The 11,535-nt window shown below is 62.2% G+C and carries 11 protein-coding genes; 7 read left to right on the top strand and 4 right to left on the bottom strand.

Features of this window, described 5'->3' with window-relative positions:
* Positions 1 to 327: 327 nt before the first annotated feature.
* Positions 328 to 981, bottom strand: coding sequence for a hypothetical protein (locus AB4Z19_RS22490; protein WP_442022836.1), 654 nt, complete (start codon positions 979 to 981; stop codon positions 328 to 330).
* Between the two features lie 13 nt (positions 982 to 994).
* Positions 995 to 1,432, bottom strand: coding sequence for an Lrp/AsnC family transcriptional regulator (locus AB4Z19_RS22485; RefSeq protein WP_442022835.1), 438 nt, complete (start codon positions 1,430 to 1,432; stop codon positions 995 to 997).
* A gap of 411 nt (positions 1,433 to 1,843) precedes the next feature.
* Here AB4Z19_RS22485 and leuA point away from each other — a divergent pair, with 411 nt between their 5' ends.
* Together leuA and AB4Z19_RS22475 are read left to right on the top strand one after the other, a co-directional pair.
* Positions 1,844 to 3,541 (top strand): 2-isopropylmalate synthase, encoded by a 1,698-nt coding sequence (leuA, locus tag AB4Z19_RS22480; protein ID WP_442022834.1) that lies wholly within the window; start codon positions 1,844 to 1,846, stop codon positions 3,539 to 3,541.
* A gap of 107 nt (positions 3,542 to 3,648) precedes the next feature.
* A complete protein-coding gene (locus AB4Z19_RS22475; RefSeq protein WP_442022833.1) occupies positions 3,649 to 5,262 on the top strand; it encodes a methyl-accepting chemotaxis protein in 1,614 nt (537 codons plus the stop codon).
* Here AB4Z19_RS22475 and egtB read toward each other — a convergent pair.
* Both egtB and egtD read right to left on the bottom strand, forming a co-directional pair.
* Positions 5,246 to 6,424 (bottom strand): ergothioneine biosynthesis protein EgtB, encoded by a 1,179-nt coding sequence (gene egtB / locus AB4Z19_RS22470; RefSeq protein ID WP_442022832.1) that lies wholly within the window; start codon positions 6,422 to 6,424, stop codon positions 5,246 to 5,248. The genes AB4Z19_RS22475 and egtB overlap by 17 nt on opposite strands.
* Before the next feature lie 13 nt (positions 6,425 to 6,437).
* Entirely contained in the window at positions 6,438 to 7,439 is a 1,002-nt protein-coding gene (gene egtD, locus AB4Z19_RS22465; protein WP_442036047.1) for an L-histidine N(alpha)-methyltransferase, read from the bottom strand.
* A gap of 101 nt (positions 7,440 to 7,540) precedes the next feature.
* On the opposite strand from egtD, the gene AB4Z19_RS22460 reads away from it, so the two are divergent.
* The 5 genes from AB4Z19_RS22460 to AB4Z19_RS22440 are packed head-to-tail and all read left to right on the top strand — an operon-like array spanning position 7,541 to position 11,531.
* The gene (locus AB4Z19_RS22460) at positions 7,541 to 8,407 is read left to right on the top strand and encodes a putative selenate ABC transporter substrate-binding protein (RefSeq protein ID WP_442022830.1); all 867 of its coding nucleotides are present in this window, start codon (positions 7,541 to 7,543) and stop codon (positions 8,405 to 8,407) included.
* A 3-nt stretch (positions 8,408 to 8,410) separates the two neighbouring features.
* The gene (locus AB4Z19_RS22455) at positions 8,411 to 9,247 is read left to right on the top strand and encodes a phosphonate ABC transporter ATP-binding protein (protein ID WP_442022829.1); all 837 of its coding nucleotides are present in this window, start codon (positions 8,411 to 8,413) and stop codon (positions 9,245 to 9,247) included.
* Positions 9,238 to 10,062, top strand: coding sequence for a PhnE/PtxC family ABC transporter permease (locus AB4Z19_RS22450; RefSeq protein ID WP_442022828.1), 825 nt, complete (start codon positions 9,238 to 9,240; stop codon positions 10,060 to 10,062). The genes AB4Z19_RS22455 and AB4Z19_RS22450 overlap by 10 nt, the downstream gene beginning before the upstream one ends.
* Positions 10,059 to 10,847 carry a phosphonate ABC transporter, permease protein PhnE gene (phnE, locus tag AB4Z19_RS22445; RefSeq protein ID WP_442022827.1) on the top strand — a complete coding sequence of 263 codons (789 nt, stop codon included), beginning with the start codon at positions 10,059 to 10,061 and terminating at the stop codon, positions 10,845 to 10,847. The genes AB4Z19_RS22450 and phnE overlap by 4 nt, the downstream gene beginning before the upstream one ends.
* Positions 10,848 to 10,850: 3 nt before the next feature.
* Entirely contained in the window at positions 10,851 to 11,531 is a 681-nt protein-coding gene (locus tag AB4Z19_RS22440; protein ID WP_442022826.1) for an ABC transporter ATP-binding protein, read from the top strand.
* Positions 11,532 to 11,535: the final 4 nt, after the last annotated feature.

Raw genomic sequence — 11,535 nt, 5'->3', positions numbered from 1 at the left:
GCATCGACGACACGAACAATATTATCCTCGCCAACGTAGTCGTCCAACTGCTCTGGAAAAAGAATACACTGGCTGCGATCTGCTCCCTCGACATACCGCTTCATCCCGGCCTCCTGAGTGCATGCGTTGAAGTGATAACGCTTCAGGAAMCATCTCGTTTACATTGAGGCCATGTTTTCACACAGTCTCGGGCGGGAACGGACTACCGCATACGTTCTCGTTTAGCGTACTGCATGGTTATGTTGGGTGCCGAAGGATTCGACTCTAAATCTCGAGCGGCCGGCAACCTGAGAGGTGGAAGCGCCCTCAGGCGCATCAATGGGACCGCTACGAACCACTCCGCGGAGATAGGAAGCGGAACGTTGGCTCGATATTTTTCGAATGGAGGTAGGTGACGATGTCCTCCAGCGTCGCATCCTTCAGCAACAATCCTTCTGGCGCAACGCCAGCCGCCACAGTCACTTCTGGCGACCGCGCAGCGCCGGCTGCGGGCTGTCGCAACTGATCCAATGCCTGTGCAAATTGCGAGGCACCTATGCTTTGCAATCCCTCCAGCAAGCCCACCTGCCCTGCTTCCGGCGGCTGCACATCCAACCCTTCATCGCCAGCAAACGAAGCGCCCATGCCTGGATGAATAAACGCCGCCCACTTGCCACTGGATGGATTCAGGACAGGCGGCAGTGCGGCCTGCACGCTTGCAGCGTCGGCGCACAGTAGCCGCGCAAATTCCTCTGCTTCCACCGCGGGCGCTGGCGTCTCCAGGGAAAGCCATAGACCAAAAGCATTCTCACCGGAGATGCTCACGGCTGGCGCAGGCAAACCAAGATCGGCCTGTAAGGCGTTCGCCACTGCGCACAAACGCTGCCAGTGACCATCGTCGCCATCGTTGGCCAGTTTCTTGAACGTCAAAGTGATGACTCGCGTTGTGCCCTCAGGCGTGGACGGATACAGCCTTTTTAATTCTGCATTTAGTTTTTGCATCAAGATTCCTTTGTCAAGCCAGCGGCGCGCGCACGGGTGTCTGGTGCAGGATCACGCGGCTATAGGTGTCCTGCACGCCCGCCTCGCGCAGGGCGTCGATCAGGCGCAGCAAATGGGCCTGGTCGCGGCAGGCCACGCGCAGCAAGCCGTCATAATTACCCGTCAAGAGCGCCACTTCAAGCACACCGGGGATGTTTTGCACCAGGGCCTCGAATTCGTGGGTATTGGTGCCGGCCTTCAGCTTCACGTCGATATAGGCTTGCAGGTGCAGCCCGAGCGCGGCGGGATCGATGCTCGCCTCGAAGCCGCGCACGACGCCATCCGCCACCAATCGGCGCACGCGATCGGCCACCGTGTTGGCGCTGAGGCGGACGCGCTCGCCTAAATCCTTAAAACTTATCCTCGCATCGTCGCGCAAATGCTCGATTATTTCTCGGTCAATCTTATCCATAGACGATTTATCCTCGATCAGTGGCGTATTCTAGCATCCGAAAGCGCGAATATATCGATTTGCGGCGCTGCAAAATTTCCTTGACAGCCCGGAACCGGCTCACTTACATTGGTCAACATGTTCACGCATCTGCACCTATCCGCTTTCCTGCTAAGCGCCCTATCCGAGGCGCTACTACTAGCACGCGCCTGATTTTCCCCTGCTGCACCCTGCGTCGGCCACAAGCCGGCAAAGTTCAAAAAAATCCAGGAAAGTTTGTACCGATGTCCACCAAGGCTTATCGTCCGCTGCCCGCACCACCGCTACTGCTACCGACCGGTTGCCTGGTCTAGCGTCCCGTGGCCCATCAGGCAGCCCAATCGCCACATCGTCCAACTTTCCCGAATTCGAAGAACACAGGAGTACCAAGCCATGATGCTGCAGAACCCAGCTGCGAAATACCGCCCTTACCCGACCATCGACTCGAACGACCGGACCTGGCCGAACAAGACCATCGACACGCCGCCAATCTGGATGAGCACTGACCTGCGCGATGGTAACCAGGCGCTGATCGAGCCAATGAGCGTGGAAAAGAAGCTGAAGTTCTTCGATCTGCTGATCAAGGTCGGCCTGAAGGAAATCGAAGTGGGCTTCCCTTCCGCATCGCAGACGGACTTCGACTTCGTGCGCAAGCTGATTGAGGAAAACCGTATTCCGGACGACGTGACCATCATCGTGCTGACGCAGGCGCGCGAAGAATTGATTCGCCGCACCGTGGAATCCTGCATCGGCGCCAAGCGCGCCATCGTGCACATGTATAACTCCACCGCGCCGGTGTTCCGCAAAGTGGTGTTCGGCGCGAGCCGCGAAGAAATCACGAAGATCGCGACCGACGGCACCAAGCTGGTGAAAGAGCTCTTGGCCCAGCACCCGGAAACCGACTGGACCTACGAATACACGCCGGAATCCTTCTCCACCACGGAGCTGGACTTTGCCAAGCACATCGTGGACGCCGTCTCCGCCGTCTGGCAGCCGACGCCGAACAAGAAGATGATCGTCAACCTGCCGGCTACCGTGGAATGCTCCACCCCGAACGTGTACGCCGACCAGATCGAATGGATGTCGCGCAAGCTGGAGCGCCGCGATTCCATCATCATCTCCGTGCACCCGCATAACGACCGCGGTACCGGCATCGCTGCCGCAGAAATGGCCGTGATGGCGGGCGCCGAGCGCGTGGAAGGCTGCCTGTTCGGCAATGGCGAACGTACCGGCAACGTGGACCTGGTCACGCTGGCCTTGAACCTGTACACGCAGGGCGTGCATCCCGGCCTGGACTTCTCGGACATCGACTCCGTGCGCAAAGTGGTCGAAGAGTGCAATCAGCTGCCAGTGCATCCACGCCATCCGTATGTCGGCGATCTGGTGTTCACCGCCTTCTCCGGCTCGCACCAGGATGCGATCAAGAAGGGCTTCGCCAAGCAGCAGGAAGGCGCGCCATGGGAGATCCCCTATCTGCCGATCGACCCGCAGGACGTGGGCCGCAGCTACGATGCGGTGATCCGCGTGAACAGCCAGTCCGGCAAAGGCGGCATGGCCTATCTGCTGGAGCAGGACTACGGCCTCGAACTGCCACGCCGCCTGCAGATTGAATTCAGCCGCGCCGTGCAGGCTGTCGCCGACCAGACCGGCCTGGAAATCACCGCCGCCGGCATCTACGAAATCTTTGAGAAGGAGTACCTGACTCAGAACACGCCTTACGCTTACGGCGCGCACAAGATGGTCGAGGACACCAGCAGCGATGAGCCGGTGCAGATCGATATCTCGCTGGTCCACAACAAGGCGCCAATGTCCCTGCAGGGCGGGGGCAACGGTCCGATCGACGCCTTCGTCGATGCGCTGGGTCTGGACGTGAAGCTGATGGACTACCACGAACACGCCATCGGCCACGGCGCCAATGCCAAGGCGGCCTGCTACGTCGAGCTGCGCCTGGATAACGGCCCTACCCTGTTTGGTGCGGGCATCGACAGCAATATCGTCACCGCCTCCTTCAAGGCCGTACTGAGCGCCGTGAACCGTCAGCTGAAGGCCAGGGCCGCAGCGTCGGCTAGCTCATCGCAAGTAGCCGCCTAAGCGCCTTCTTCACTCTGGGAGCGAGCCCGCTCCCCTGCCCCAACAGCGCCGCTGCCAGCATGGAGCGGCGCTTGTTTATACTGAATTATCAGCGAAAGGGGGACGTCATGCGCGTAGCGAACCTGAAGATTGGCATTCGGCTTGGCTTGTGTTTCGCAGTAGTCTTCGTTCTGATGACGATGTTGATCGTCGTCGGGCAGCAGCGGCTAAGCAGCATCGGCGATCTGACCGACACCATCATCGAAAAGGACTGGATCAAGGCACGTGCCGCGTCCACCGTCGCCACCACCACACGCGCCAACAGCGCCATCGTCATGGAGCTGCTGGTCAGCGCTGATGCCGCCCACGCCGCGGAACTGAAGCGCCAGCTCGATACCAACAAAGCCATCATCAGCAAGGCGCTCGATACGCTGGAGAAGCTGATTTACCGGCCCGAAGCCAAAGTGCTGATGGTACAGATCCGCAGCGAGCGCGTGGCCTATGTCCAGTCCTTCACCAAGGTTCTGGCCTTGCTGGACGCAGGCCAGCGTGAGCAGGCGACGCAGATGGCCATGTCCGACACCATGCCGCGTTTGACCGCACTGCAAACCAGCGTCGAACGCATGGCCGACATCCAATCGAAACTGGTCACGGAACACGGCGCCCTCGTAATGCAGGACATTTCAATGGCGCGGCAGCTGATGGTCGGCCTGGGCATCTCCGCTTTGCTGATGGGCGCCGCCTGCGCGTGGTGGGTCACGCGCTCCATCACGCAGCCGATTTCGCATGCGCTGAAAGTGGCGCGCGCCGTGGCGTCGGGCGATCTGACCAGCGACATTCACGCGCAACACCACGATGAAGCGGGCCAGCTACTGCAGGCCTTGCGCGACATGAACCACAGCCTGTCCAATATCGTCGGGCGCGTGCGGCATGGCACGGTGGCGATTGCGTCGGCATCGAGCCAGATCGCCAGCGGGAATATGGACCTCTCCTCCCGCACCGAAACCCAAGCCAGCGCGCTGGAGGAAACGGCATCGTCGATGGAAGAATTGACGTCCACCGTGCGCCAGAATGCGGACAACGCACGCCAGGCCAATCAACTGGCGCGTTCCGCCTCGGAAGTGGCGCAGCGCGGCGGCGAAGTGGTGTCGCAAGTCGTGGCCACCATGGGCTCAATCAACGATTCCTCGCGCCGCGTGGTGGACATCATCTCGGTTATCGACGGCATCGCCTTCCAGACCAATCTGCTCGCCCTGAACGCCGCCGTCGAAGCGGCGCGCGCCGGCGAACAGGGACGCGGCTTCGCTGTCGTGGCGGGCGAAGTGCGCAGCCTCGCCGCCCGCTCAGCCGAAGCCGCCAAAGAAATCAAGGCGCTGATCGCCGATTCAGTCGAACAGGTGGACGCCGGCGCGCGCCTGGTGCAGCAGGCCGGCAGCACGATGGACGACGTGGTGGCATCCGTCGAGCGCGTAACAGCCGTGGTGCGCGAGATCACACTCGCCACATCAGAGCAGTCCGACGGTATCGAACAGGTCAACGTGGCCATTACCCAGATGGATGAAACCACGCAGCAGAACGCGGCCCTCGTCGAAGAAGCCGCCGCAGCGGCATCGGCCATGCACGAACAGGCCGACTCCCTTGAGCAATTGGTCAGCCAGTTCCGCCTGGCTGGCGATGCTCAGCAACGGCGCGTCATGGCTAATAACGCCAGCAGCGCGGCGCGGCTTAGCGCGCCAGCCTGATGCCCGTGAACTGCCAGCGTGCGGTGGCGGGGAAGAAGTTGCGGTAGCTGGCGCGGGCGTGGCCGGAGGGCGTAGCTTGCGAGGACCCGCGCAGCACGTACTGGTTCACCATGAACTTGCCGTTGTACTCGCCCAGCGCGCCTTCGGCGGGACGGTAGCCGGGATATGGCGCGTAGCTGCTGCTGGTCCATTGCCAGCAGTGGCCGAACATCTGGCGCAGGCTTTCGTCGGCGCTGGCCACTTCCCACTCGGCTTCCGTTGGCAGGCGAACTCCGGCCCAGCGGGCGTAGGCGTCGGCTTCGAACATGGAGATATGAGTGGCGGGCGCGTGGACATCCAGTGGCGCCAGGCCGTGCAAGGTGAATTCGTGCCAGCGGCCGTCCACCGGTTGCCAGTAAATCGGCGCAGACAGGCGCTGTGTGTTGACCCAGTCCCAGCCTTCCGCCAGCCATAGCGACGGATCGCGATATCCGCCCGCTTCCACGAAGGCCAGGTATTCGCCATTGCTCACCAGCCGCGAGGACAGTTCGAACGGCGCCACATATGCACGGTGGCGCGGCAGCTCGTTGTCAAAGCAGAAGCCGTCGCCGCCGTAGCCGATGTTCGACAAACCTCCTTCATACGCTTGCCAGCCCATTGGCCCCGCTGGCACAGGCGCGGACGCGGCGTCGGCACGGTAGGCCGGCATCAGCGGATTCTGCGCCAGCAGATGCTTTACATCGGTCAGCATGAGTTCCTGGTGCTGCTGCTCATGCTGCAACCCCAACGTAATCAGCGACGCCAGCTCCGCATCGATGCCGGCGCTGATCAGCACCGCCATGCGCTCATCGACATTGGCGCGATAAGCGCGTACCTCAGCCATCGAAGGCCGCGTCAGCAAGCCGCGCTGCGGGCGCGGATGCTTCTCGCCCACGCCGTTGTAATAGGAATTGAACAGCACGCGGAAGGCCGGATGGAAAGGCTTGAAATGGGCTTCACGGCGTTCGAGGATAAAGGTCTCGAAGAACCAGGTGGTGTGCGCCAGATGCCATTTGATGGGACTCGCGTCCGGCATCGATTGCGCACAACAGTCTTCATCGGAGAGTGGTTCAGCCAGCGCCAGCGAGGCGGCACGGACGGTCTGAAAACGCGCGGACCACAGGCCCGCATCGTGCATGTGCATGGGAATTCCCCTCTTATTCGGTCGCTACGCGGGCGTGCATGACGGCGAACCATTGCGCTGCATCGGTCCACACGCCATCCACACGGAAGCCGGCCTCGCTCAGCAAGGCCTTGAATCCTTCGATGGTGTATTTGTAGCTGTTTTCGGTATGAATGCGCTCGCCGCGCGAGAACTCGCGTTCACCGCCGGACCAGCGCACCGTGTGTGCTGCCAGCGCCTCCACGTGCATCTCGATGCGGCTCTCCTCGGCATTGAAGAAGGCCACGTGGCACCACAGGGTCACGTCGAAATTCGCACCAGCCAAGTGATTCAGGTGGCGCAGCATGTTCAGGTTGAAGGCGCCGGTGACGCCGATCGGATCGTCGTAGGCCGCGTTCAGCACGGCATGGTCCTTGACCAGGTCGACGCCGATCAGCAGACCGCCATCACTGCCGGTGTTCTCGCGCACATGGCGCAGGAAGCGGATCGCCTCATGCGGCGTGAAGTTGCCGATCGAAGAACCGGGATAGAAAAACTGGCGGCGCTCGGCCCCCACTTCCGGCGGCAAGGCGAAGGGACCGGACAAGTCCAGCGCCAGCGGCGTCATTTCAATCTGGGGGAAGCGATCGCGCAGGCGCTCGACAGCGCCATTGAGAAAATCGCGTGAAATATCGATCGGCACATAATGCGCCGGCTGGAGCAGCGGAAACAGACTGGCCGCCTTCGCGCAATTGCCGGCGCCAAGGTCGAGCAAGGTCATGCCGGGGCCGGTATGGGTCGCCATGTCCGCCGCGTGCTGCGCAAAAATCGAGGCTTCGGTGCGCGTTGGATAATATTCCGGCAACTCGGTAATCGCCTCGAACAGCTTGGACCCCAGGCTGTCGTAGAAGTATTTGGGCGACACCGATGCTTGCGGCGCCAGCAGGCCCGCACTGATCTCGGCAATGGTCGAGCTATCGCCGTGGGCTTTCCCCACCGGCTCATTGCTCACTTTGGGCGCAACCACGCGGATCGCTGCAGAACGGGACAAGGTCATAGCAAAAGCTCCGATGACATTTTTGTTATGATAGCTGAATATCCAAGATCAGGTGCCGCGGTACCTTTGCCGTGCGTGCCACTAACAATAAGGACCTTAAAATGACCTTCTCTCCCAAACGTGCCCTGAAAACCCTGCTGGCTGCCAGCGTGATGTTCGCCGCCGCACATAGCCAGGCGCAGCAAGTGCTGCGTGTTTCCGCCATCCCTGATGAAGCGCCAACCGAGCTGCAACGCAAGTTCAAACCGCTGGGCGAGTATCTGGAGAAGAAGCTCAACATGAAGGTCGAGTTCACCCCGGTGACCGATTACGCCGCTTCGGTTGAAGGCCTGATCAACCATAAGCTGGACATGGTCTGGTTCGGCGGCTTCACCTTCGTACAGGCCAAGGACCGCAGCAAAGGCAATGTGGTGCCGCTGGTGCAGCGCGTGGAAGACGAGAAGTTCCGCTCCGTGTTCGTCACCACGTCGAAGAGCATCACCAGCCTGGCTGACCTGAAGGGCAAGACGCTGAGCTTCGGTTCCGAGTCCTCGACCTCCGGCCACCTGATGCCGCGCCACTTCCTGCTGGCCGCCAAGATCGATCCGGACACCGACTTGAAACGCATCGCTTTCTCCGGCGCGCATGACGCCACCGTGGCTGCGGTGGCAGGCGGCAAGGTCGATGCCGGTGCGCTGAACATCTCCGTGTGGGAGAAGCTGGTCGAGCAGAAGAAGGTGGACACCAGCGCGGTGCACGTGTTCTACACCACCCCGCCTTACTTCGACTACAACTGGTCCGTGCGTGCCGACATGCCGGCGGAACTGAAGAAGAAAATCACCGACGCTTTCTTGTCCCTGGACAGCAGCACGCCTGAAGGCAAAACCATCCTGGAACTGCAACGCGCCACCAAGTTCATTCCAACCAAGGCCGAGAACTACGTGAACATCGAAGCCGCCGCCAAGAATGCAGGCCTGCTGCAGAAGTAATCAATGACGCAATCCGGTAATAACGCGCCGCTGTACCGCCTGCAGAATCTGTCGGCGCGCCACAGCGGCGGCACGCGGGACTATGCGCTGCAGGACTTGAACCTGCGCTTCGATCCTGCGGAGCACGTGGCAGTAATCGGCCCTTCGGGCGCCGGCAAGACTACCCTCCTCTCGCTGCTGGCTCTGGCCCACAAGCCGGAGTCGGGCAGCTTTGAAGCGTTTGGCGCCGAGCCCTGGCAGCTGGGCGACGCCGCGCGCCACGCACTGCGTTCGCGCCTGTTCCTGGCGCCGCAGACGCCGCCGCTGCCGCCGCGCCAGCGTGTGGTGACGGCCGTGCTGGCGGCACGTCTGCCGCATTGGAGCTTGTGGCAATCGCTGGTGTCGCTGGTGAAGCCCACCGATCCGGATGCGGCTTACCGCGCACTGTCCCGTTTCAATCTGGGCGACAAGTTGTATAGCCGTGTCGATCGCCTGTCCGGCGGCGAGCGCCAGCGCTGCGGCCTGGCGCGCCTGCTGCTGTCGTCCGCTGAAGTGCTGCTGGTCGACGAACCGCTGTCCGCACTGGACCCGGCCTTGTCCCAATTAGCCATCACCACCTTGCAGCAGGAAGCCACGGAGCGCAAGGCGCTGTTCGTGTGTAATCTGCATCAGGTGGACATGGCACTGGCCCACTTCCCGCGCATCGTCGCGCTGAAACAGGGCCGCATCGTATTCGACCTGCCGCGTGCGCAAGTCACGCAAGCCATGATCGACGAGCTGTATCAGGGCGAGCAGGCGTCGGACAATCTGTTCATCGAGCAGGACCTGTCCTCCAAGCTGGCGGTGAGCGCATGCAGGTAGTGCAGCACCACGATCCGGCCTGGCGCGGCCGGGTGATGTGCACCTTGCTGGCTATTGTGCTGTTGTGGCCCATGGTCGTGGCCAGCGAATTCCATCCGTCGATTCTGTTCGACATGCAAAGCCTGCAGGCGACGCTGCACTTCCTCGCCGCTTTCGTGCCGCCGGCCCATTCGGCGGAATTCCTGGAAATGCTGGTGACGGAGACGTGGAAGACCGTCGCCATCGCCACCAGCGGCCTGACGCTGGCCATGCTGGGCGCCATTCCCGCCACCCTGATCGTTACTGAGCGCCTGTCCATTTCGCGCCTGGGCACCGGCCGCATGGCCTTTGTCTCGCGCGCATTGCGCCAACTGGTGCGCTGGCTGCTCATCCTGTTGCGCAGTGTCCCCGAACTGGTGTGGGCGCTGCTGTTCGTGCGCATTATCGGCCTCGGTCCTACTGCGGGGGTGCTGGCGATCGCCCTCACCTATTGCGGCATGCTGGGCAAGGTGTATGCGGAGATTCTCGAATCGTCCGACCGCCATGCCAGCGACACGCTGCTGCAGAACGGCAGCAGCCGGCTGGCCGCGTTTCTGTTTGGCGCGCTGCCGGAATCGGCGGCTGAACTCGTGTCCTACACGGTGTACCGCTGGGAGTGCGCGATTCGCGGCTCAGTGGTAATGGGCTTCGTGGGCGCAGGCGGTTTGGGCCAGCGCATGGACGAATCGATGAAGATGCTGGCGGGCGACGAAGTCTCGTCCATGCTGATCATTTTCGTTCTGCTGGTCGCCATCGCTGATGTGATTTCGCGCTACCTGCGCCGGAGGCTGGGATGAGCCATATGCCTTCTCCACCGCCGCGCAATTGGTCGGGCCTGGTGTTCGGCCTGGCGCTCGTGGCGTTGATCATCGCCAGCTTTGCTTCGCTGTCGCTGAAGTTCGGCGAATTCTTCACGGCGGATGCACTGCACAGCATGGCCGAATTCGTCCACGGCTTCTTCCCGCCCGAATCGGGCAGCGGCTTTGTACGCAAAGTCGCTCTCGCCACAGGCGAAACGCTGGCCATGTCGGCCCTTGGCACGTTGCTGGCTGTAGCGGGCGGACTGCTACTGGCCATTCCCGGCGCCGGCCGCTTCGGACGCGCCGCACGTTCAGCAGTGCGCGCCTTGCTGAACGTGTTGCGCTCGATTCCTGAACTGGTGTGGGGCGCCATCCTGCTGATCGCAGCGGGACTGGGACCGTTCGCCGGCACGCTGGCACTGGCCGCGCACACCACCGGCGTGCTGGGACGCCTGTTCGCGGATGCGCTGGAAAACGCAGCGCCACTGCCGGAACAAAGCCTGCGCACCAATGGCGCCTCGCCGATGGCGGCCTTCTTCTATGCGACCTTGCCGCAAACCCTGCCGCAGATGCTGTCGTACACGCTGTACCGCTGGGAGAACAATATCCGCGCCGCGGCCATTCTGGGCGTGGTGGGCGCGGGTGGCCTGGGGCAGATGCTGAAATACCACCTGTCCCTGTTCCAGATGCAGCGCGCCGCCAGCGTGGTGCTGGCCATGCTGCTGCTGGTGGCCCTGGTCGATGCGCTGAGCTTTGCCATGCGCCGCGGCCTTACACGTTAAGCCATGCTCGAACTGCGCAACCTCAGTAAGACTTACGCCTCCGGTCATCCGGTCCTGGACCGGGTCAACTGGACTTTCGCTCCCGGCGAATTCGTCGCCATCATGGGCGATTCGGGCGTGGGCAAGTCCACTTTGCTGAATCTGATCGCGGGCCTCGACCAGCCCGATCCCGGCGAGGCCTCGCCCATCATCGTCGACGGCGTGGCCATGTCCGCGCTGGACGACGATGCCGCCACCAGATTGCGGCGCGAGCGTATGGGCTTCATCTTCCAGGCCTTCCACGTGCTGCCGCATCTGACCTTGCATCAGAACGTGGCCCTGCCCCTGCTGCTGAACGGCTTGCCGCAGCAGCGGGCCGACGACATGCTGGCGGCTGTCGGATTGAAAGGCCGCGAGCGCGATTATCCGCACCAGCTGTCCGGTGGCGAGATGCAGCGCGTGGCCATCGCCCGCGCCCTGGTGCATCGGCCAGCCCTGGTGCTGGCCGATGAACCCACCGGCAACCTCGATCCGGACACCGCCCACGCCATCCTCCAGCTGCTGCAAACCGAAATCCGCGCCAGCGGCGCCTGCACCATCATGGTCACCCACTCCCCCGCCGCAGCCGCCATGGCTGACCGCATACTGAGACTTACAAGGTCCGGATTACGGGAATCCAACGCTGTCAACGCGACTGAGCAATAACTCA

The organism is Pseudoduganella sp. RAF19 (assembly GCF_052114165.1).
Taxonomy (GTDB): domain Bacteria; phylum Pseudomonadota; class Gammaproteobacteria; order Burkholderiales; family Burkholderiaceae_D; genus Rugamonas.
The sequence above is the reverse complement of the archived record's forward strand: the minus strand, read 5'-3'. Positions and strand labels throughout refer to the sequence as shown.

Coding starts and splice junctions, on each gene's coding strand:
- AB4Z19_RS22490 (WP_442022836.1), bottom strand. CDS start 981: ATGCAAAAACTAAATGCAGAATTAAAAAGGCTGTATCCGTCCACGCCT.
- AB4Z19_RS22485 (WP_442022835.1), bottom strand. CDS start 1,432: ATGGATAAGATTGACCGAGAAATAATCGAGCATTTGCGCGACGATGCG.
- leuA (WP_442022834.1), top strand. CDS start 1,844: ATGATGCTGCAGAACCCAGCTGCGAAATACCGCCCTTACCCGACCATC.
- AB4Z19_RS22475 (WP_442022833.1), top strand. CDS start 3,649: ATGCGCGTAGCGAACCTGAAGATTGGCATTCGGCTTGGCTTGTGTTTC.
- egtB (WP_442022832.1), bottom strand. CDS start 6,424: ATGCACATGCACGATGCGGGCCTGTGGTCCGCGCGTTTTCAGACCGTC.
- egtD (WP_442036047.1), bottom strand. CDS start 7,439: ATGACCTTGTCCCGTTCTGCAGCGATCCGCGTGGTTGCGCCCAAAGTG.
- AB4Z19_RS22460 (WP_442022830.1), top strand. CDS start 7,541: ATGACCTTCTCTCCCAAACGTGCCCTGAAAACCCTGCTGGCTGCCAGC.
- AB4Z19_RS22455 (WP_442022829.1), top strand. CDS start 8,411: ATGACGCAATCCGGTAATAACGCGCCGCTGTACCGCCTGCAGAATCTG.
- AB4Z19_RS22450 (WP_442022828.1), top strand. CDS start 9,238: ATGCAGGTAGTGCAGCACCACGATCCGGCCTGGCGCGGCCGGGTGATG.
- phnE (WP_442022827.1), top strand. CDS start 10,059: ATGAGCCATATGCCTTCTCCACCGCCGCGCAATTGGTCGGGCCTGGTG.
- AB4Z19_RS22440 (WP_442022826.1), top strand. CDS start 10,851: ATGCTCGAACTGCGCAACCTCAGTAAGACTTACGCCTCCGGTCATCCG.